The 20,395-nt window shown below is 69.3% G+C and carries 17 protein-coding genes; 5 read left to right on the plus strand and 12 right to left on the minus strand.

The annotated features are described in order from the left end of the window. Nucleotides 1–149 precede the first annotated feature (149 nt). On the plus strand, nucleotides 150–1,115 hold the full coding sequence (locus EV138_RS22800; RefSeq protein WP_133980826.1) for a glycerophosphodiester phosphodiesterase family protein: 966 nt from the start codon (nucleotides 150–152) through the stop codon (nucleotides 1,113–1,115). Here EV138_RS22800 and EV138_RS22805 read toward each other — a convergent pair. From EV138_RS22805 to EV138_RS22815, 3 genes are all read right to left on the minus strand, one after another. Further along, a complete protein-coding gene (locus EV138_RS22805; protein ID WP_133980827.1) occupies nucleotides 1,112–2,383 on the minus strand; it encodes a M48 family metalloprotease in 1,272 nt (423 codons plus the stop codon). The two genes, EV138_RS22800 and EV138_RS22805, sit on opposite strands and share 4 nt — an antisense overlap. A gap of 272 nt (nucleotides 2,384–2,655) precedes the next feature. Beyond that, nucleotides 2,656–2,979 (minus strand): PspC domain-containing protein, encoded by a 324-nt coding sequence (locus tag EV138_RS22810; RefSeq protein WP_112242891.1) that lies wholly within the window; start codon nucleotides 2,977–2,979, stop codon nucleotides 2,656–2,658. Between the two features lie 122 nt (nucleotides 2,980–3,101). Next, nucleotides 3,102–3,665, minus strand: coding sequence for a GNAT family N-acetyltransferase (locus EV138_RS22815; protein WP_133980828.1), 564 nt, complete (start codon nucleotides 3,663–3,665; stop codon nucleotides 3,102–3,104). Between the two features lie 244 nt (nucleotides 3,666–3,909). On the opposite strand from EV138_RS22815, the gene groL reads away from it, so the two are divergent. From groL to EV138_RS22835, 4 genes are all read left to right on the plus strand, one after another. Continuing rightward, nucleotides 3,910–5,535, plus strand: coding sequence for a chaperonin GroEL (groL, locus tag EV138_RS22820; RefSeq protein WP_112242887.1), 1,626 nt, complete (start codon nucleotides 3,910–3,912; stop codon nucleotides 5,533–5,535). Nucleotides 5,536–5,805: 270 nt separating this feature from the next. Next, complete coding sequence (locus EV138_RS22825; RefSeq protein ID WP_133980829.1) at nucleotides 5,806–6,738, plus strand: GNAT family N-acetyltransferase; 933 nt, start codon at nucleotides 5,806–5,808, stop codon at nucleotides 6,736–6,738. Between the two features lie 129 nt (nucleotides 6,739–6,867). Beyond that, nucleotides 6,868–7,308, plus strand: coding sequence for a hypothetical protein (locus EV138_RS22830; protein ID WP_133980830.1), 441 nt, complete (start codon nucleotides 6,868–6,870; stop codon nucleotides 7,306–7,308). A gap of 28 nt (nucleotides 7,309–7,336) precedes the next feature. Next, nucleotides 7,337–9,370 (plus strand): S9 family peptidase, encoded by a 2,034-nt coding sequence (locus tag EV138_RS22835; RefSeq protein WP_133980831.1) that lies wholly within the window; start codon nucleotides 7,337–7,339, stop codon nucleotides 9,368–9,370. Between the two features lie 53 nt (nucleotides 9,371–9,423). Here EV138_RS22835 and EV138_RS22840 read toward each other — a convergent pair whose 3' ends face one another. From EV138_RS22840 to EV138_RS22880, 9 genes are read right to left on the minus strand one after another with little or no spacing between them, the layout of a single operon-like run. After that, a complete protein-coding gene (locus EV138_RS22840) occupies nucleotides 9,424–10,134 on the minus strand; it encodes an FHA domain-containing protein (protein WP_133980832.1) in 711 nt (236 codons plus the stop codon). Beyond that, nucleotides 10,131–11,408, minus strand: a complete 1,278-nt coding sequence (locus EV138_RS22845) for a vWA domain-containing protein (protein WP_133980833.1) — start codon at nucleotides 11,406–11,408, stop codon at nucleotides 10,131–10,133. Before EV138_RS22845 ends, EV138_RS22840 begins: the two co-directional genes overlap by 4 nt. 33 nt (nucleotides 11,409–11,441) lie before the next feature. Continuing rightward, nucleotides 11,442–12,515: a PP2C family protein-serine/threonine phosphatase gene (locus EV138_RS22850; RefSeq protein ID WP_238158296.1), complete on the minus strand. Its 1,074-nt coding sequence runs from the start codon at nucleotides 12,513–12,515 to the stop codon at nucleotides 11,442–11,444. Continuing rightward, on the minus strand, nucleotides 12,512–14,866 hold the full coding sequence (locus tag EV138_RS22855; RefSeq protein ID WP_133980835.1) for a serine/threonine-protein kinase: 2,355 nt from the start codon (nucleotides 14,864–14,866) through the stop codon (nucleotides 12,512–12,514). The genes EV138_RS22850 and EV138_RS22855 overlap by 4 nt, the downstream gene beginning before the upstream one ends. Next, nucleotides 14,863–16,029, minus strand: coding sequence for a hypothetical protein (locus EV138_RS22860; RefSeq protein ID WP_133980836.1), 1,167 nt, complete (start codon nucleotides 16,027–16,029; stop codon nucleotides 14,863–14,865). The genes EV138_RS22855 and EV138_RS22860 overlap by 4 nt, the downstream gene beginning before the upstream one ends. Continuing rightward, nucleotides 16,026–16,991, minus strand: coding sequence for a glutamate ABC transporter substrate-binding protein (locus tag EV138_RS22865; protein WP_133980837.1), 966 nt, complete (start codon nucleotides 16,989–16,991; stop codon nucleotides 16,026–16,028). Before EV138_RS22865 ends, EV138_RS22860 begins: the two co-directional genes overlap by 4 nt. Further along, entirely contained in the window at nucleotides 16,988–18,319 is a 1,332-nt protein-coding gene (locus EV138_RS22870; RefSeq protein ID WP_133980838.1) for a GlnX family signal transduction membrane protein, read from the minus strand. Before EV138_RS22870 ends, EV138_RS22865 begins: the two co-directional genes overlap by 4 nt. Next, nucleotides 18,316–19,797, minus strand: a complete 1,482-nt coding sequence (locus EV138_RS22875) for an AAA family ATPase (RefSeq protein WP_133980839.1) — start codon at nucleotides 19,795–19,797, stop codon at nucleotides 18,316–18,318. Before EV138_RS22875 ends, EV138_RS22870 begins: the two co-directional genes overlap by 4 nt. Further along, nucleotides 19,794–20,378 (minus strand): hypothetical protein, encoded by a 585-nt coding sequence (locus EV138_RS22880; protein ID WP_133980840.1) that lies wholly within the window; start codon nucleotides 20,376–20,378, stop codon nucleotides 19,794–19,796. The genes EV138_RS22875 and EV138_RS22880 overlap by 4 nt, the downstream gene beginning before the upstream one ends. Nucleotides 20,379–20,395: the final 17 nt, after the last annotated feature.

Here is a 20,395-nt window from a genome sequence, read left to right on the forward strand (position 1 = left end):
CTCTCTCAGGCTAGGTGGCCGCACCGACTGAACGCATGTGATTAAAAGCTCCCCGGTGACCCACGCCATCGATCTGTTGGTGGCGGAGCTTCATCTTGCGTTGGGCAACGAGTTCCCGGGCCGCCATCTGCACCCCCTGTGCTGGATCCATGCTGGTGATCGCGCATCGTGGAGCGAGTGGCTACCGACCGGAACACACCCCCTCGGCGTACCGCCTGGCGGCCGCGCTGGGGGCCGACTACCTGGAGCCCGACCTGGTCGCCACGCTCGACGGCGTCCTGGTGGCCCGGCACGAGAACGAGATCTCCGGTACGACGGACGTCGCGGACCACGCGGTGTTCGCGGACCGGCGGATCACCAAGATCGTCGACGGGACGGCCGTCACCGGCTGGTTCGTCGAGGACTTCACCTACGAGGAACTACGTACGCTCCGGGCCAAGGAGCGGATGCCGGCGCTGAGGGCGGCCAACACGGCGTACGACGGCCGGGAGCTGATCCCCACCTTCGACGAGGTGGTCGCGCTGGCGCGGCAGGAGTCCGCAAGGCTCGGCCGCCCGATCGGGGTGATCCCGGAGATCAAGCACCCGGCGTACTTCCGGCACCTCGGTCTGCCGCTGGAGGAGCTCCTCGCCGAGCGGTTGGCAGCGCTGGGGCTGTGCAAGGGCGAGGCGATGGTTCAGTCGTTCGAGCCGACGAGTCTGCGGCGGCTGTCGGTGATGACGAGCGTGCCGCTAGTGCAGCTGGTCGACTCCGAGAACGCACCGAACGATTTCCTGCGAAGCGGTGACGGCAGGACGTTCCTGGACCTGATCGCGCCATCCGGGCTGCGCGAGATATCGACGTACGCGCAGGTACTGGCGCCGCACAAGGACCTGGTGATCCCACGCACGGCCAGTGGCGCCTTGGGGGAGCCCACCAAGCTGGTGGATCAAGCGCACCGGGCAGGGCTCGCTGTGCAGCTCTGGACCTTCCGCGCCGAACGCCGCTTCACCCCGACCGGCCTCGACATGGCCGCCGAACTGGCCCGCTTCGCGGCCACCGGCATCGACGGCGTCTTCGCCGACCATCCGGACATCGCAGTAGCAGCTGCCGCGAGAACGGCAGTCAAGGTCTAACGCAGCTCGGTCCGCAACTCCTTCAGTACTGCGTCAGCCGTCGTCGCCAACTCGCCATCGATCGCGCGGCTCCGGTCATTCGTCAGTACTACGAGCGCGCGCTGGGCCGGCCTTGCACGGATCAGCTTGGTCCGCAGGTACGTCGGTGGGTGGGTCGAGTCGATCCGGGTGTCCTGGAGTCGGCTGAGCCTGACGCGTCGCTCGATCTCACGCGCGGGTACCTCGGCGACAGCACGCCGTACGGCCTCCAGCGGTTGGATGCCCTTGTCGAAGCGCAGGGACCGCTCGAGCGCACGGTAGGAGGCATCGGCGAGCAGCGTCCGCTCGAGTGCCCAGGCGGTGGCGTCCGAGCCGGCGATCTCGGCGGCCTTGCGGTCGGCGAGGTACTCGGCCCGCTGGCTGCTCCGCAAGTCCAGCTTGCCGAGCAGCCAGGAGTAGCTCCGTACGCCGCCGCCCACGGTCGCGTTGACGATCCTGGTCACCAGGCCTGCGGGGGTCGGATCCGCCCACATCGCGTCAGCGAGTTCCTGCCTGTACCGATCGAGAGGCTGCTCGCTGAAGGTCTGCCGCAGCTCGTAGAGCACAGAACCCGCGGCATTCACCATCCAGCCGTGCCGGGCGTCACCGTTCTTGCCGTGACCGAGCTCGTGCGCGAGGATCGCGACCCGCTCCTGCGGTCCGAGCCCTGCCCACAGTGGCAGTCCGAGACCGATCACGGGCCGGAAGCGCCAGCCGATGCGCGCGAAGTACACAGTGGGCTCAGGATCGACGACCACCGCGGTAACCGGCTTGGTGCCGATGGTCCTGGCGAGTTCGTCCAGCAGAGCGAACAGCGTCGGTGCACTGTCCCGCTCGACGAGGTGGGCGTCCGGATCCAGACGGTGCGCTCGCGGCCGGAGCAGCAGGGCGAGGCTGAGCGGAATCAGCGCCAGCAGGATGCTCAGCCAGAGAGGTCTGTAGAAGACAAGTAGTGCGATCCCGGCCAGCAGGGCGGCCAGGGGCAGTAGAAGGACCAAGCCCGACAGTAGCCAGGCGCCGATCCGGGCGGCGTCCCAGCCGGGTCGGTGGAGGTGGCCGTGCTCCAGTTCGCGGTACAGGGTGTCAGCGAGCCGGTGTTCCAGGCGCTGGCGCCAGGTCGGCTCGGGGCGGTCAGTGGCCGACGGGTCGACGTTCCAGTCGCACTTGTCGCACCAGGTGACGTACCGCGGGTCTACGGGGACTTGCTGGGCGCACTGCGGACAGCGCGTCACCCCGGCATCTGTCTGCACCGGGGAAGTGTGGCAGTAGTTCTGTACTGCGGCAGCACGGTGGCGGGCCGTCGGGGCCTACCGAGGGGACCGTCACCGTGCTGCCAGGGTGCCCGCTTCTGGTTGTGTGGCTGCGGGCCGGCCGACCTGGCGCGGCTGGGCGGGGTGCCCGGCTGGTGCACCCGGTCGACCAGGCTGGTTGTGCAGTGCGGCTAGCTGTTGCCGGCGCAGCTTGAGCAAGCGTGCGCGGTACTGGCGCCGGCGCCGGGCCAGGTCGGCCCGGACGGCCGGGCTCACGCGGCCGGCGGCTTGTCGTCGTAGATGCGGGCGGCGATGTCGGCTTCCTGGGTCGGCTGCTGCTGGAAGTTCTGCTGAACGTCCTGCCAGACCGCCTTGCCGTCGGCCTCCGGGATCACGATCCAGGCGATCACGTAGCCGAGCAGCGCGGTGCCGCCGGTGATCAGGGTGAGGCCGACGATGCCCAGCCGGACCAGCGTCGCGTCGATGTTGAGGTACTCCGCGATGCCGCCGGAGACACCGGACAGCATCCGCTGGTTGCGGGAGCGGCGAAGGACCTTGCCGGACAGATTCGAGAACGGTGCAGTGGAGTTCGTCATGTCACCAACTGTGCCGCCGCGGACCCCCTCGCCACATCAGGATCCGACCCGACCCACCCCTGACCCGACCCCTGCCCACACCTTCACCCCGCCCCTGACGACTTTCGTCACCTACAGCTGCTTCAGAGGTCGCGGCTGACCAGGACCCAGGAGGGGGAGGTGCGGCTGACTTCCTCGAAGCCGGCGGCCAGGTAGATGGAGAGCGGGCCGCGATAGAGGCCGGCGGAGGAGGTCTTGCCTGTCCGGGCGACGTCCACGGCGCAGGCCTGGAGGGTGGTGGCGCCGTGGGTGCGGGCGAGGTCGATCGCGCCGGTCAGCAGTTCGCCGGTGACTCCCTGGCGGCGGTGAGCTACCGGTACTACGAAGCAGGTGACCACCCAGGCCTCGGGGTCGGCGCCTCGCCAGTTGGGTGACGCGATCACACGTGGGTAGGCCGCACGGGGCCCGACGGCGCACCAGCCGACCGGCGTACCGGACTCGTCGCTGGCCAGTACGCCGGGAGGCCGGTCCGAGTGGAGCTGAGCGCGCAGGGCGTCGCGGTGAGTCGCGGGAGCGGCGTCGGACCACAGCTTGCCGCGAAGCCGGAAGTACTGACAGAAACAGCGCGACGGGTCGCCGCGCTCGCCCATCACCTGGACCAGATCGTCCCAGCGATCGGCCGTCGCCGGGCGCACCTCGAGACTCATCCAGCCACCGTAGCGCGGGCCGGAGCGAGGGGGCTGGCTTGCACTCGGTTGGGGCGAGTGCTAATACTTGGTTAGCACTCGCTGGGTGAGAGTGATAACTCTCGTGCCCAGCAGGTGTGACCATAGACGGCCTCGATGAGGTATCGGAGACGTGGCGGGACGTGACCGCCACGACGACGGTGCCGTCCGTCGCGGGCATCCGGCCGGCTGAACAAAAAACTCGACGCGGGAGGACTCGCGGAGAATGCCCAAGCTGATTTCTTTCAATGAAGAGGCGCGCCGCGGCCTCGAGCGGGGTATGAACACCCTCGCCGACGCCGTCAAGGTGACGCTTGGCCCCAAGGGCCGCAACGTCGTCCTGGAGAAGAAGTGGGGCGCCCCCACGATCACCAACGACGGTGTCTCCATCGCCAAGGAGATCGAGCTCGAGGACCCGTACGAGAAGATCGGGGCCGAGCTCGTCAAGGAAGTTGCCAAGAAGACCGACGACGTCGCTGGTGACGGCACCACCACCGCGACCGTGCTGGCCCAGGCGCTCGTGCGCGAGGGTCTGCGCAACGTCGCCGCCGGCGCCAACCCGATGGGCCTGAAGAAGGGCATCGAGAAGGCTGTCGAGGCCGTCAGCGAGCAGCTGCTCGCCCTGGCGAAGCCGGTCGAGACGCGGGAGCAGATCGCGGCCACCGCCTCGATCTCCGCCGCGGACACCCAGGTCGGCCAGATCATCGCCGAGGCGATGGACAAGGTCGGCAAGGAAGGTGTCATCACCGTCGAGGAGAGCAACACCTTCGGTCTGGAGCTCGAGCTCACCGAGGGCATGCGCTTCGACAAGGGTTACATCTCGCCGTACTTCGTGACGGACACCGAGCGGATGGAAGCGGTCCTCGACGACCCGTACATCCTGATCGTGAACAGCAAGATCTCCAGCATCAAGGACCTGGTCCCGGTGCTGGAGAAGGTGATGCAGACCGGCAAGCCGCTGGCCATCATCGCCGAGGACATCGAGGGCGAGGCCCTGGCGACCCTGGTCGTGAACAAGATCAAGGGCACCTTCAAGACCGTCGCCGTCAAGGCGCCGGGCTTCGGTGACCGCCGCAAGGCCATGCTCGTCGACATCGCCGTCCTGACCGGCGGCGAGGTGATCTCCGAGGAGGTCGGCCTCAAGCTCGACTCCGTCGACCTGGAGCTGCTCGGCCAGGCCCGCAAGATCGTCGTCACCAAGGACGAGACGACCATCGTCGAGGGCACCGGCGACGCCGACCAGATCTCCGGCCGGGTCAACCAGATCCGCGCCGAGATCGAGAAGTCGGACTCCGACTACGACCGCGAGAAGCTGCAGGAGCGGCTGGCCAAGCTGGCCGGTGGCGTTGCGGTGATCAAGGTCGGCGCGGCCACCGAGGTCGAGCTGAAGGAGCGCAAGCACCGCATCGAGGACGCCGTTCGCAACGCGAAGGCGGCCGTCGAGGAGGGCATCGTCGCGGGTGGTGGCGTCGCGCTGCTGCAGGCGTCGGTGATCGCGTTCGAGAAGCTGGAGCTCGAGGGTGACGAGGCCACCGGTGCCGCCATCGTGCGGTCCGCGGTCGAGGCGCCGTTGAAGCAGATCGCCGTGAACGCCGGCCTCGAGGGTGGCGTCGTGGTGGAGAAGGTTCGCAACCTCGAGCCGGGTCACGGTCTGAACGCCGCGACCGGTGAGTACGTGGACCTGATCAAGACCGGCATCATCGACCCGGCGAAGGTCACCCGCTCGGCGCTGCAGAACGCAGCCTCGATCGCGGCGCTGTTCCTCACCACCGAGGCCGTCATCGCCGACAAGCCGGAGAAGGCCTCGGCCGCTCCGGGTGGCGCGCCCGACATGGGCGGCATGGACTTCTGATCTCCTGAAGTCCCGCAGGACAGCAACACAAAGCAGTACAGCAAGGCGGTCCCGGCTCCGGCCGGGGCCGCCTTTGCGTCGCCTCCCAAGACCGGCGTCGTGGGATTAATCGGTGGACCATGACCTCGGCGGGGCCTAAGGTCTGCGACAGCGAGACGATCTCGAGTGGAAGGAGCGACCGATGAAGACCACTTTGTGCATTCCGGCGCGCCTGCCCCGCTCGTTCAGCTCGCACTGAGTGCGGCCGCCGCGCCTCCTTCTGGAGGATTCGTGAAGATCCGCACCACCGTCGAGGCCGACCTCGACTTCATCCGCACCGCGATCACCGAGCAGTCGATCAACACCGTCACCCCCGAGCGTTTCGACGAGTACATCGTCTCGGGCTACTACCGGCACGAGTGGTGCTGGGTGGCCGAGCAGGACGGCGAGATCGTTGCCCTCGCCATCTGGTGGGGCATGCCGCAGGCCGAGCAGCCGTACAGCGTGGACGGCCTGTACGCCGTACCGGGCGTCGACCGGGTCGCTGCCTGGGCCGAGCTGATCCGGGCCGGAGCGGCCAGTGTCCCGTCTGGCGGGGACGGACCGGAGTACCACCTCTTCCTCCCCAATGGCTGGCGCGAACAGGCCGACGTGGTGGAGGCGTTCGAGCCCCGGGCCGAGGCGGCCGCGCGGGCCGGGCTTTCCGAGCGCACCGAGCGACTGCGGTACGAATGGCTGCCGGAGTACGGACTGCCGGCGCGGTCGACCCGGCTGCGGTTCGAGCCGGGCGACGACGAGGCGTTCCTGGCCGCCTTCCGCCAGGTGATCGAGGGCAGCCTCGATGCGGCGACCGCGCGCGAAGTCGCGAAGGTGGGCGTCGACGGGGCAGCCCGGCAGGACCTGGAGATCTACCAGGAGATGCCCGGAGAGCGTTCCTGGTGGCGCCTCGCGTACGACCAGGACGGCGCGTTGGTGGGCTTCGCGTTGCCGTCGGCCAACAACGGCGGTCCGGTCGTCGGGTACCTCGGCGTGGTACCCGAGCAGCGCGGTCACCGGTACAGCGACGACCTGCTGGCCGAGATCACCCATCTCCTGGTCGAAACCGGAGCCGACCGGATCAGGGCCGACACCGACCTGACCAACAAGCCAATGGCGGCGAGCTTCGAGCGGACCGGCTACCGCAACCACGCCGTACGGATGGTGTTGTCGTACCCGATCGCCTGACCTGGTGGCCGTCGGCCCCTGGCCGGAAAGAACTTCTCGCCAGGGGCAGACGGCAGCCGGTGTGACCCCTATGCTTCCCTGACATGTCAGTCACCTCCGGTGATCACCGGAGTCAGGGGAGCCGCTGGGATGCGTGATATCGCGCTGATCCTGCACGTTGTCGCCGGAACCGTCGCGCTCGTGTTCGGACCACTGGCGATCGTTTTGACCTTGCGCCTTCGCCGGCTCAACTGGGCCGGCGAGAGCTACCACTGGGCCGTCGCGCTGGTCTGCCTGTCGGCGCTGGTGATGGTGCCGTACGACTGGGCCAAGCTCTGGGTGTTCTGGCCGATCGCCGTCGCGACGTACCTGTTCGTGTACTTCGGTCAGCGGGCGGCCGAGGAGGCGGGCGGCCTCTGGTACCGAGGCGTACTGCGCGGGTACGGCGGCGGCTGGATCGCTTTGTGGACAGCGTTCCTGGTGATCAACCTGCCGGATCACCCGTGGAGCTGGGCCGTTCCGCTCGTGGTGGGCTCGGTCGTGGTCGAGTGGCTGTGCTTCCGCCCGGCGGCTGCCTGGACGAGCCAGTAGCTGAACTGGCCACGAGTTACCGTCGGCTGTGGACTACTCGACGTTCGACGACTTTCTGGCTGTACCGCGTGTCAACAGCCTCGCCCTCTCGCTCGACGGCAGCCGCCTGGTGGCAGCGATCGCGAAGTACGACAAAGAAGCGAACAAGCTGGTCAGTGCGCTCTATGAACTCGACGCCGACGGCAGCGCCGAACCACGCCGGTTGACGCACTCGGCCGAAGGGGAGAGCCAGCCGGTGTTCGAGCCGGACGGCTCACTCTTGTTCGTCTCCAGTCGCTCCAGCGACGACGGCCCCGCCCTGTGGCGGCTCCCGGTCAGCGGTGAGGCCGCGAAGGTCGCCAGTACGCCGGGCGGCATCTCGGCGATCCGAGTGGCAGCCGATGCGGGGACGGCGGTCGTGACGACCAGCGTGATGCCCGGCGCCAAGGATGCCGCTGAGGACAAGGAGCTTCGCAAGGCCCGCAAGGACGCTGGGGTCAGCGCGATCCTGCACACGACTTCACCGGTGCGGTTCTGGGACAGCGAACTCGGCCCGGACGAGACCCACCTGCAAGTGGTGGCTGGTAAGAACCTGAGGGCCGGCGAGGGTGGCGCTAAGGACCTGACGGCCGGCGAGGGTGGCGCTAAGGACCTGACGGCCGGCGACGGTGGCACGAAGGACCTGACGCCGGCTCCCGGCCGGGCTCTCGACGACGCCGAGTTCACGGTGACGCCGGACGGCAGGACCGTGATCGCGAAGTGGCAGCTCGACCGTGTCGGCTGGCCGCGGCCTGTCCTCGTCGCCATCGACACCGAGACGGGCGAGCGGCGTACTCTCGCCGATGCCGAGGACGGCGGCTTCTACGAACCCGCCGTGTCACACGACGGCCGCTTCGTCGCTTTCACCCGCTGGCAGGACCAGAAGCACGACAGGCCGCCGACGGTCTCGCTGCTGCTGGCCGATCTGCAGACCGGCGAGACGCGCGACCTGGTCGCCGATCCCGACGGCTGGCCGGAAGCGCCCGCCTTCAGCGCCGACGATCGAAGCGTGTTCTTCATCGCCTTCGACCACGGTCACCGCTCGCTCTTCCGGGCCGACATCGCCACCGGCGAGGTCAGCCGGGTGACCACCGAAGGCTCGTTCAGCGCGGTACAGGTCGCTCCGGACAACGCGTCGCTGTTCGCCATCCGGGCCGCGACCGATGCGCCGGCCCATCCGGTCCGGATCGATCTGGCCTCCGGTGCTGTCACCCGACTGCTCCCTGCGCCTGAAGCCGAGCTGCCTGGCACCCTTGAACGAGTCGAGACCACCGCGGCCGACGGGACCACCATCGAAGCCTGGCTGATCCTGCCGCGCAACGCTTCCCCGGCCGAACCGGCTCCGCTGCTGCTCTGGGTCCACGGCGGCCCGTTGAGTTCCTGGGCCGGCTGGAGCTGGCGATGGAACCCCTGGCTGATGGCGACCAAGGGGTACGCCGTACTGATGCCCGATCCGGCCCTGTCACTCGGGTACGGCGCGCAGATGCTCGAGCGGGCCTGGGACCGCTGGGCCGCGCTGGTTCACGAGGACCTGATGGAGATCACCGACGCCGTCGTCGCGCGGCCCGACATCGACGCTGATCGCACAGCCGCGATGGGCGCGTCCTTCGGTGGCTACATGGTGAACTGGATCGCCGGTCAGACCGACCGCTTCAAGTGCCTGATCACCATGGCCGGCAAGTGGAACACGGAGAACTTCTGGGCCACCAGCGACATGCCCGGCTACTTCAGGGCGGAGTGGGGCCCGCAGGAGGAATTCCCGGACCGGTACGCCGAACGCTCACCGCGCCGCTTCCTCGACCGGATCACCACACCCACCCTGATCATCCACGGCACCCTCGACCAGCGGGTCCCGATCAACCAGACCCTGCACATGTTCACCGACCTCCAGCTGGCCGGCGTCGAGTCGGCCTACCTCTCCTTCCCCGACGAAGGCCACTGGATCCTCAAACCCGGCAATGCCCGCACCTGGCACGAAACCGTCTGGTCCTGGCTAGCCAAACACCTCGACAAGCAGGAGTGGACCAAGCCACCCCTGCTCTGACGCGCGAGCGCCTCCAGCTCTACACAGTCTGTAGCTCAGGAGCAGATGGAGAGCTAAGCCTGGCCGGCTTGTTCTTCTGGGGTGGATTTGCGGACTACCAGGCGGGTCCAGGCGCCGACGTAGACGCGGTCGTCGCCGGTGAGTTCTCGGCGTTGGCCCGGGGGGATCGGGTCTTCGGGGAGGGGGTCGGAGGCCTGGCCGACGAAGGTGCCGTTGGAGGACTGGAGGTCTTCGACCCACCAGCGCTGGCCGTCGGTGGTGAGTTGGGCCTGGCGGCGGCTCACGCCGGTGTCGTCGCCGCAGTCGATCTCCGGGGTGATCCCGCGGCTCTTCGAAGGCCTGCCGACCAGCACGCTCTTGGCCGTGATCGGGATGACCACCGGCAGCCCGGGGGAGGGGCAGGGGTCGTCGCTCTGCTGTACGGCGTACCAGTCGGGGTCGACCCAGCGCTCCACGACCCAGTCAGCGACCTCTTGCGGCGCGGGTGGCACCGGTGGGGGCGTACCGAGGTCCAGCGGCGAGGCCGGCCGTGGCATGGTGCCGGTGGTGAAGTCGTAGCCGCAGTTCTCGCAGAACAAGGCGTCTGCGGCAGCAGGCTCGGAACAGTTCGGGCATGCCTGGGTCGTCGCCGCCGGTGCCGCCACTGCGGGGGCCGGGACGGACGCGGCGGCCGGGGTGGCCGCAGCACCGATCGGGAGTCCACAGACGTCGCAGTAGTCCGTGGAGACGGACGGGTGTCCGCTCGGACAGGTGACTGAGCTCATTTCTTCACCCTGGTGGTCTTGGTGGACGCGGTGTCGAGCGCCATCTCGTCAGCCTTCTCGACGCTGCGCTTCAGTCGAACGGTGCCGGTGTCCTGGTCGTCGATCTCGACCACCTTCCGCAGCCGCGAGGTGGCTTCCTCGTTGCCGGTCTGGGCGGCGAGCTGGACCGCGCGGCCGAGCTTGGTGGTCGCGGTCTCGGTGTCACCGGCGGCCTTCGCGGCCAGGCCCTCCTGGATCGCGTCGGCGAGCTCGGTCTGGCCGGTGTAGTGCGCGACCTCCGGGCTGATCCGGGTGGTGAGCGCCTCGTCGTTGGACCACAGCGCCTTCACCAAGCCTTGCGCGACGACCTGGTCGCCGACTGCGAGCTGGACCCGGGCGGCGAGTTGCTCCTGCCCGATTCCCTTGGCAGCAAGGCGAATCGCGACGTGGTAGTCGCGCGACTCGTCACCCCAGGAGCCGGTCGGGTACGCACTGGTCAGCGCGTTCACCTCCGTACGCCGGGAGGTCAGGTCGTCGACGGTCGGAGCGACCTGGCGGACGAACAGCACCTGTGCGCCCTGCGGAGCCCAGACCCGCATGTCGGCACCGGCGACACCCTTGCTCATCGCCTGCTTGATCAGCTTGGAGAACTCCGCGGCGAGCTGGTCCGGGGCGGGGATGATGTCGACCGTACCGAGCAGCGCGGTCGCGATCCGGCGGACCTCGGCGACCTGCCAGTTGACGCCGACACCGCGGCAGTCGCACTGGAACTGACCGGTGACGGCCTCGATCGTCGCGGACAGCACCTCGGGCGTCTCGTGCTGGTTCTCGCCGTCGGTGAGCAGGATCGCGTGCTTCTGCGACAGCGACGGCACGGTCGCGAAGACCCGGGCGGCGAGCCGCAACCAGGTGCCCATCGCCGTACCGCCGTCGGCGTAGAAGCGGGCGACGGCGTCCTTGGCGGCCTGCCGGGTGAACTGGTCCATCCGCACCATCACCGGCTCGGGCGACGGCGGGAAAGCGAGCTGGGCCCGGTCGTTGCCGGAGATGACGGCGAACCAGACGCCGTCGAGGATCTGGTCGAGCGCGGTCTGGGCGGCGTACGCCGCGGCCCGGATGCCCTCGGCGCCCATCGAGCCGGAGGTGTCGACGATGATGATCTCGCCGGCGTCACCGCTGCCGGACTGGCCGGCCGCACCCGCGCCGGTACAGGACACCGTGACGATCGCGTGCACGTCGGTGCCGCCGTCGGGCAGGAACTCGTTCTGGTACACGGTGGCGGAGAACTCGGCCATCTCAGGCGTCCTTTCTACAAAGCTGACGGGCGATCACAGACGAGCCAGTGCGACGGTGATGTTGTCCTGGCCGCCCTGGGCGTTCGCCCAGTCGACCAATGCGGACGCGGTGGCCAGAGGCTCGCCACGGTTGGCCGCAGCGGTCTGACGTACGAGGTCGGCCAGTGGTGCCGCCTCGGAGCAGTAGTTCCACAGGCCGTCGGAGCAGACCACGAGCCATCCCGGGCCGTCCACCTTGACGGTCGTGGTGCGGGGAGTGTGGTCCGGTGCGTCCTTGCCGAGCCAGCGGGTGATGGCGTGGGCCTGCGGGCCGGTCTCGGCCTGCTGCCGCGGTACGCCGGTGGCGATGAGCTCGGCGGCCCAGGAGTCGTCCACGGTGAGCCCAACCGGCTCCGCGTTGTCCGGGAACCAGTACGCCCGGCTGTCACCCACCACGCCCGCCACCAGCAGGTCGCCCTCGAGGACGACGGCGACGAACGTGCAGGAAGCCGGATTCGGGCTGTCCGGGCTGGTGTTCGCCAGTACTGCGTCGTTCGCGGCGTCCGCGGCTGCCTTCAAGCGGGCGACCACCGCGCTGTTCCGCGACGACTCGGTGCCCATCCCTTGTGCATGACCAGCGGCCAGCACTTCGCGAGCGGCACGCGCTGCGGCCAGGCTGGCCACGTCGGAGTCCAGCGAGGAGCTCACGCCGTCGCAGACCACGAGCTGTGCCCTACTGCCCGGCTCGGCGTCGGCGGAGACGGCCACGGCGTCCTCGTTGCGGCTGTGCCGGATGCCGCGATCGCAGACGGCCGCGACCCACGGCGCCGGCTGCTCGCTGAAGTGGTCGCGCGGCTTGGCTGCCTTGGTCCCACAGGTCTGGCAGTAGCTGTCGTCACCGACGACGCCGCCACAGGACCGGCAGGGGCCGGGCGGAGCCTCCGCCGAGCGGGCCGCGGACGGGTTGAGCTCCACAGTCGGCTCGGTGTCGGTGTCGATCGCGGCCGTCGCTGGAGTGGCAGCAGGCGACAGTTCGGCCCCGCAGGCCTCGCAGTAGCGGTCGGCGGCGCCGATCGGCCCGCCACAGCTCGGACAGGTCGTACTCGTCGTGCCGGTCGTCGAAGTCATCGCAGTGTCCATCCTCGAACCTCGTTGGCCTGGTCGACCAGGGCGATCCGTTCCTCCCGGCTGGGCGCTTGCCCGGCCAGCTCACGGTAGGCCGCCTCCAGGCCGTCCCGCAGTTCCGGTTCGGTGGCGGCCCGTCCGGCGATGTGCACGCCGGGCTGGGGGCCGTTGCCGAGGACCTCGTCCAGCGCGGTCCGGAACACGTTCGCCGACAACTGGGCCCGGTCGGCCGGGTCGATCGTCAGCGACTCGATACTGCCCATGGCCTCCGCGAGGGCGGGGAGTCCACGTCCTGATCCTGCCAGCAGACCGGCTCGCTGGCGACGAGCCCGGATGTACGCGCCGCTGGTCGGGGGTACCAGGTCGACCGCCGCGATGGCCCCGTCCAGGTCGCCGCGGTCGGAGCGGATCGCGGCCAGGCCGAACGCGGACGGTGCGATGTAATTGGCGTCGGTCCGGGCACAGGTGATGTAGAGCCCTTCGGCCACGTCGTACTCGCCGCTGAGCTCGCAGGACAGGGCCAGCGCGAGCTTCGGTGCCAGCTCACCGGGGACCTGGCCGTAGACGGCGTTGAAAGCCGACTGGGCAGCAGCGTTGTCTCCACGGGCCAGCGCGACGAGCCCGGACATCCAGACCGCGCGCCACTCCCACGGGTCCTCCGCGAGCAGGTCCGACACCGCGGTGTCGACCATGTCGTACTGCCCGGACTCCAGTGCCGCCAGTGCGATCTCCAGCAACACCTGCGGCGACTGCTCCGGTGCGTTGACCAGCAACTCCAGCCGCGCGGCCGGATCCGGGACGCTCACCGTCTTCAACCAGCCGGCCTGCTTGTCGGTCTCGTCCGGCAACAGCGAAGGCAACCGCCGCCACGGGGGAGCGGCCTCACCCAGCCCGCCGGCCAGGTCGCCGGGGCTGCCGAACAGCAGCGACGACGCGGAATGCTGCGCTGCGCCACTCTTCTGCTGCGACGCGACCACTTCACGCAGTACGCCGAGCAGCTGGACCCGGAACTCGTCGGCGGACACGAAGCGGTCGGCCGGGTCCTTCGCGCACGCCTTCAGCAGCAAGCGGTACACCGAGTCGTGCTGCTGGAAGAGCGGGACGTCGGCCACCGGCGGCAGCGAGGACAGGTACGTCGACTGGTAGCCGCGGAACTCCATCGCCAGCACGGTCAGCGTACGGCCGAGGGTGAAGATGTCGGAGGCGACCGACGTACCGACCTCGGGCACTTCCGGTGCCTGGTAGCCGACCGTGCCGTAGATGGCGGAGTCCGCGTCGTCGATACGGCGTACGCCGCCCAGGTCGATCAGCTTCACCGCGTCGCCGACCTGGATGATGTTGTCCGGCTTGAAGTCGCAGTAGACCAGGCCGAGGTCGTGCAGGTAGGAGAACGCGGGCAGGATCTCCAGCATGTAGGCGATCGCCTGGTCGATCGGCAGCGCGTTGTACCGGCCGCCGTTGGCCTCCATCCGCTGCTTGAGCAGGGTTTTCAGCGACGTACCGCCGACGTACTCCATCACGATGTAGCCGGCGCCGTCGTGGCTGACGAAGTTGTAGATCTCGACGATCAGCGGGTGCTCGACCCGGGCCAGGAACTGCTGCTCGGCGATCGCGGCCGCGACGGCGTCGGGGTCCTCGGAGTTCAGCAGGCCCTTGAGCACGACCCAGCGCTTCTGGACGTTCAGGTCCCGCGCCATGTAGATCCAGCCGAAGCCGCCGTGCGCCAGCGCGCCGGCCACCTCGTACTGGCCGCCGACCAGATCGCCCGCCTTGAGCTTGGGCGAGAACGAGAACGGGCTGCGGCACTTCGGGCAGAAGCCCTCGGTGCGGCCCGGCTGATCGCCGCGGGACCGGCCGACCGGGTTGCCGCACTTCGGGCAGTTGCGACGGTCCTCGGGAACCATCGGGTTCGCCAGGATCGCTTTGCTCGCGTCGATCGGCGGGATCGGCGGGACATGGGTCAGACCGGCACCCAGCCGCGCCCCGCGCAGCCGGGTGGACGACGTACCGAGCCGGCGGGTCAGCTTGGAGCCGGCCTGGGTCGCGCGAGCCGAGCCGAGGGGGGTGGAGGCCAGCCGGTTGGAGGCGCGGGAGACGGTCGACGGCGAGCTGATCGGCTCGTGCGCCGGTGAGGCGGCGGCTCCACCAGGAGCGCCGCAGACGTCGCAGTAGCCGTCGACGATCGTGCCGGAGCAGCCCGGCTGAGCACAGGCGCCGCTTGCGGGAGCACTGGCAGCACTGGCAGCACTGGCCGCACTGGCTGGGGCCGCTGCCGCGGGTGAACCGCAGACGTCGCAGTAGCCGTCAACGATCGAGCCGGTACAGCCTGGCTGGGTGCAGGCGATGTTCGTCATGTCGTCCCTCCTGTGGCGCGACCGGAGTGCGGGTCGGCGGCAAGACTGGTGTCCAGGTAGGCCTGGTAGGCCGCGACGAGCGCGCCGAGCCGGATCAGGTCCACTGGTTCGGTGTCGATCACGTCGTGGCCGCGCCGGTAGAGCTCGGCAAGGTCCTCGGTGGTTCCACTGGTCCGCGCGACGCTGCCCGCCTTCACGCTGTAGGCGTCCAGCCGTGCGGCCAACTCGTCGCGGCGTTCCAGCGCGGCGCCGTACGCCGACTGCGCCTGCCCGAGCGCACGCCGTACTGCGTCCAGCCGCGTCAGGTACTTCTCCAGCTCAGCAGGCGTGTTCGGCACCGGCCCGAGCGCAGTGACATCCGGTACGCCGAGGCGCGGCGCCGGGGTGACCGCAGCGACACATCGATCGGCGAGAGCCCGTACTGCGACCCCCTGCGCTTCCAGCTCGGTCCGTACTGCGCGGGCGCGGGCCACGTCGGCAGCGCGCTCCCGGCGGGTGGCGCCACCGACGATCAGGTCCCGTTCGGTGCGGGCGGCATCCATCTCGAGCGAGCCGATCAGGCCGCCGACATCCGCGCCACGCTTGGCCCGCTCGGTCAGGTCGGTGACCCGGCGGTCCAGGTCGTGATGGGTCGCGATCGCCTCGTTCCGGCTGATCGCCGGCTCGTTCTTGACCAGGTCACTGATCCGTTCCACCTGGGCGCGAAGCTGCCGCAGCCGCGCGGCGAGATCCGCGTCGCCCGGCTCCAGTGCCAGCCTGGACCGGAGCGTGGCGGCCAGCGCGTCCGACAAAGTGCATGCCTCAGGCAACGAAACGGCGAGCGACCCGCTCGCGCCACCGGTGTCCAGACCGCCCCAGATCAGCGTCGAGATCCGCTCGGTCTCGGTCGCGCCGACCCGGCCGGAGTCCCAGGTGACGAGGATCAGTTCGTACCGATCCGACACTGCCTTCCAGACCGCCATCGCCAGGACGACGTCGGCGCTGAGCGCGTCGGCGTCCTCGGCCTGCAGGGCGGCCTGGTCGAGCTCGTCCAGTTCGGCCCTGCGGCGGTCCCGCCACGTCCCCAGGGCATCGAGGAACGCCAGCAGATCCTTCGCGGGGATGCTGCTGCCGATCCGCCCTGGCGGCGGAGGCGCGACTGCCGTCGGAGTACGAACTGTCATTCGGGGACTCGTCCGTAGACAGCCTTGGGCGGAGCCGGCGCGGGACCGAGATCGGCCGCGAACCACTTGTTGTACGACGCCTTCCAGCGGCCGTCGGCCTTGATCTGCTCCAGGACACCGTTGACGAACCGGACGAACTCCGGGTGCTTCTTGGACATCCCGAGGCCGTACGGCTCGTCACTGAACCGCTCGCCCTTGATCACCCGCGCGTACGGGTCCTGCGCTGCGTCGCCGGCCAGGACGGTGTCGTCGCCGCTGATGCCGAAGACCTTGCCCTGCTGGAAGAGCACCAGGCAACCGCCGTCCGTGTCGGCGGTGACCGCCTTGAGGAGCCGGAAGTTCTTCCGCAGGTTCGTGTAACTGGTCGAGCCGGTCGGGGTACAGATCGCCGTGCCCGGGGGCAGGTCGTTGAGGCTCTTGGCGGTCGAACTCAGCGGCACCAGCGACTTCTGGCCGGAGCGGTAGTACTCCGCGGAGAAGGCGATCTGACTCCAGCGATCGCAGTTGATCGTCATGTTGCGGGCCACGATGTCGACCGAACCGTCGATGAGGACGGGCAGCCGTTGCGGACTGGAGATGACCCGCAGTTCGACCGGGACGCCGAGGGCCTGGGCAACGGCCTTGATCATGTCGATGTCGAAGCCCTCGATGTCTCCGCTGATCGGGTTCCGGGAGCCGAGGTGCAGGCTGTCGGCCGAGACGCCGGCGATCAGCCGGCCGCGCTGCTTGATCTGCGCCATGTAGGAGCCGGCGGGGAACTGGTCGGGCGAGGGGAGGGCACCCTCGGGGGCGTAGGAGGCCAACGCGTTGTCGCATTTCAGCGGTAGCGTGCCAGGGGCCGGAGGCGTTTCGACCGGAACCGGCTTGGTGGGCACCGGGGTCGCCTCGTAGCTGCTGGAGCCGCAGGCCGTCAGGGCGAGCAGTGCGGCGGCCACACCGGCCGCGATCAGCTGCTTCTTCATCGATATTCCCCCAGTCGCTGAGACATGCCCCAGGCCACCAGCAGTGCGGCGACGATCCCGATGGGCAGGCCGAGCCAGCCGATCGGGGGCAGCCCCTTGCGGGCGTCGGACAGTTCGGTGCTGACCTTCGTGCTGGTCACGCCCAGGCTGGCGGCCGACGCCTCGTCGAAGTCGCCGAAGATCGTGCCCGCATCGGTGCCGGTGTTCGTGCCGACCGACCTGGCCACCGCGTCGCCCCACTTGCCCTGCTTGGCGTCCAGGTCGCGGATCGTGGCGTGGATGGCCTTGTACTGGTTCCAGGGCGTCTGCACCGCGGGGCTGGTCGCAGCCACGATCGCGAGCTGCTTGTCGACCTCGGCCGCGGACTTGGTCCAGGCGGTCTGGAAGGCCTCGCCGGAACCGCGAGCGATCAGGGTGAGGCTCTCGTTGGACTTGGCGTCGTACGCCGCGATCCGGGCTCGGGACAGCGCCAGCGTGTCGGCGTACGCATGTCCTCTGGTGTCCTTCGCCTTGCTGCCCGCGCTCGACAGCGCGGCACCGCCGACGACCATGGTCAGCAGCACCAGTGCGGCTGCGGCGGCGATCGGCAGGTTCAGGTAGCGGTGCGTCCGCTTCGCCAGCCACCACAGGGCGTAGGCGAGCACCAGCAGCGTGACCAGACCGCCGATGATCAGCCAGTAGTTGCCGTTACCGATGCCGTCGAACTCGGTGCCGACCCGGGACTCGTTGGCTTTGACCAGTGCGTCGAGCAGCGGCAGCGAGTCCTCCTGCAGCGAGGCGCTGGCGTCCTTGAGGTACTGCGAACCGATCGGCAGGCCCTGCCGATTGTTCGCGCGGGCCTGCTCGACCAGACCCTGGTAGGTCAGGAGCGTGGTGTTCAGCTGGCCGAGTGCGGCCTGGTCGGCCGGCTGCGCGGTGGCGGCCTCGGTGATCAGCTTGGAGGCCTGCGCCATCGAGTCGACGAAGTGCTGTCGCTGGGCGGGCGGCTCGAGGCCGCCGACCAGGAAGGCGTTGGTGGCGTCGGCGTTCGCGCTGACCAGGTTCGTGTGGATTCCCTGGATCCGGACCAGCTGGGCAGTGTTCGCTTCCGCGCGCTTCAGAGCGCCGTCGGACTCCCGGAACCCTTGCGCCGCGGCGAGACCGAACAGGACTGCCATCGCGGCCGAGATGATGAGAACGAGCCGCATCCGGCCCGGCGTGCCGGCGAACCAGGTCTGGATCGCGCCGCTCGGTCGCGCGCGCCGCGGCGTACCGGCCGGGGCGGTGGCCACGGACGGTGGAGGCGGCGGCGACCAGATGACTGGGGGCGCGCTGGTGGTTTGGGTCACGCCTGCTCCTCTTGCTCGGCCTCGGCCTCGACTGCTTCGGCTTGCTCGGCCTTCGTCTCGGCCTCGGCTGCTTCGGCTTGCTCGGCCTTCGTCTCGGCCTCGGCTGCTTCGGCTTGCTCGGCCTTCGTCTCGGCCTCGGTCTCGGCTGCTTCGGCGGGTGCTTCGTCGGTCAGGTCCTCAGGGAGGATCTGACGCAGCTGATCGGTACTGGGTGCCGTCACGTCGCGAAGTCGCCAGGCATGGCGGCCGATCGCCGCCTCCAGCATGTTGCGGGCGAACCGGCCGTTGCCGAACGAGCGGTTCCGCGGCGTCGACGCCAGGATCACCTTGAACTGGTCCAGCGCGTTCGGTGTCAGCTCGTAGTCGGCTGCCTCGGCGAGCCCGGTCAGGATGTCGGTGAGTTCGGAGTCGGAGTAGTCCTCGAACGCGATCGTGGTCCGGAACCGGCTGGCCAGTCCGGGGTTCGCGGCGATGAAGTCCTCCATCGGCTCGGGATACCCGGCGACGATGACGACCAGGTCGTCGCGCCGGTCCTCCATCTCCTTCACCAGCGTGTCGACGGCCTCCCGGCCGTACTGGTCGGCGCCCAGCTCGCCGGCGGTCAGGCTGTACGCCTCGTCGATGAACAGCACCCCACCAGCGGCAGAGGCGACCACCTCGGCGGTCTTCGTTGCCGTCTGCCCCAAATAGCCGGCGACCAGCTCGGAGCGGTCGATCTCGACCAATTGGCCCTTGGAGAGCAGGCCGAGTGCCTTGTAGATCCCGCTGACCAGCCGCGCCACCGTGGTCTTGCCGGTGCCGGGATTCCCCACGAACACCAGGTGCCGGGTAATGGTCGGGCTCTTGAGCCCCGCTTCGGCACGGAGCTTCTCGACCCGCAGTACGGCGACCTGCCGGTGCACCTCGCGCTTGACGCTCGCCAGACCGGTCAGTTCGTCCAGCTCGGCGAGCAGCTCTTCGACAGTGCGCGCCGGTACCGGCTCAGCTTCGACAGCCGGCTTGGCTTCCGCCTGTACTGCGGCGGTCGGCGCGCTCGCCGTCGGGCTCGCAACCGGGCCGCCGGCCTGGAGCTGCCGTGCACCCGCTGCCTGGAGTTGCGCGGCAGCTGCGACCGACGCATTGCCGATGACGCGCATCGTGGGCTCGCCAAGGCTGCAAGCAGCAGAGGCGAGCTCAGCGAGCGCTTCGGCGTACGGGATCTTCTCTGCTGAACCCTGTGCGATCAGATCAGTCAGTACTGCGGTTGGCGCGCCACGCCATCTCCGGCCGCGTACTGCGGCGTCGAAGAAGTCCTGGGTGTCAGTGCCGGGTGATACAGCAGCCCAGTCGACCGCAGCTCCCGGAGCCGACTCGGCCAGCGCAGCAGCGAGCGACAGTCCTTCGGCTCTCGCCGACTCCTCTTGCACCCCGGCCCGAGCAGCGACGGCCAGCAGGGCCGACAGCGCTTCCTGCAGCGAAGTACCCCCCGCGCTGGTCATGCCCCTCCTCGTCCTGGTGGTGGTTGCAGTGGTCCTGAACCGGGTGGCAGATCCGGCGCCGGCGTCGACGGAGTGTTGCCGAGGGCAAGACTCCCACCGGTCGATCCGGTCCCGAACTTCTCCTGCAGGAACCGGCCATGGGCGATCAGCGCGGCCGCGTCGGCCCGGTTGACCGCGTCGAACACCTTGTCCATCGTCGCGCCCAAGAGGTCCAACTGGTCGATCAGGATCATCAGCGAGGTCTTGCCGCGGTCCACCGGCCGGCTGTCCGCCCACTGCCGGGGCAGCCGCAGGTACCCACCGATTGCCTCCGGCAAGTAGTCCGTCGCGGTCGCCATCACGTTGTAGGCCTGGACGCTGCCACCGAGGTTGCCCAGCCGCGGGATGGTCTCCCGGACGATCCGCACGACGCGGGCGACCCGGGAGGCGACCACGGCCGGAACGGCGCCGTCGGCAACGAGTTGCTCCACCCGGACCAGCGCCGCCAGCAGATCGTCGTTGGTCGGTGCGCGCGGGATCGGGGCAGGCTCGGGCTCCGCCTTGCGGCCGGTCAGCCGCGCGAAGAAGTCACCCAATGCCATGCAGTACCGTCCCCCGC

This window comes from Kribbella voronezhensis (assembly GCF_004365175.1).
GTDB lineage: Bacteria > Actinomycetota > Actinomycetes > Propionibacteriales > Kribbellaceae > Kribbella > Kribbella voronezhensis.

Bases quoted from the DNA above. Each gene is read 5' to 3' on its own strand.
- EV138_RS22880 (WP_133980840.1), bottom strand. From the start codon at position 20,378: ATGGCATTGGGTGACTTCTTCGCGCGGCTGACCGGCCGCAAGGCGGAG.
- EV138_RS22800 (WP_133980826.1), top strand. From the start codon at position 150: ATGCTGGTGATCGCGCATCGTGGAGCGAGTGGCTACCGACCGGAACAC.
- EV138_RS22875 (WP_133980839.1), bottom strand. From the start codon at position 19,797: ATGACCAGCGCGGGGGGTACTTCGCTGCAGGAAGCGCTGTCGGCCCTG.
- groL (WP_112242887.1), top strand. From the start codon at position 3,910: ATGCCCAAGCTGATTTCTTTCAATGAAGAGGCGCGCCGCGGCCTCGAG.
- EV138_RS22815 (WP_133980828.1), bottom strand. From the start codon at position 3,665: ATGAGTCTCGAGGTGCGCCCGGCGACGGCCGATCGCTGGGACGATCTG.
- EV138_RS22810 (WP_112242891.1), bottom strand. From the start codon at position 2,979: ATGACGAACTCCACTGCACCGTTCTCGAATCTGTCCGGCAAGGTCCTT.
- EV138_RS22830 (WP_133980830.1), top strand. From the start codon at position 6,868: ATGCGTGATATCGCGCTGATCCTGCACGTTGTCGCCGGAACCGTCGCG.
- EV138_RS22845 (WP_133980833.1), bottom strand. From the start codon at position 11,408: ATGGCCGAGTTCTCCGCCACCGTGTACCAGAACGAGTTCCTGCCCGAC.
- EV138_RS22865 (WP_133980837.1), bottom strand. From the start codon at position 16,991: ATGAAGAAGCAGCTGATCGCGGCCGGTGTGGCCGCCGCACTGCTCGCC.
- EV138_RS22860 (WP_133980836.1), bottom strand. From the start codon at position 16,029: ATGACAGTTCGTACTCCGACGGCAGTCGCGCCTCCGCCGCCAGGGCGG.
- EV138_RS22855 (WP_133980835.1), bottom strand. From the start codon at position 14,866: ATGACGAACATCGCCTGCACCCAGCCAGGCTGTACCGGCTCGATCGTT.
- EV138_RS22840 (WP_133980832.1), bottom strand. From the start codon at position 10,134: ATGAGCTCAGTCACCTGTCCGAGCGGACACCCGTCCGTCTCCACGGAC.
- EV138_RS22850 (WP_238158296.1), bottom strand. From the start codon at position 12,515: ATGACTTCGACGACCGGCACGACGAGTACGACCTGTCCGAGCTGTGGC.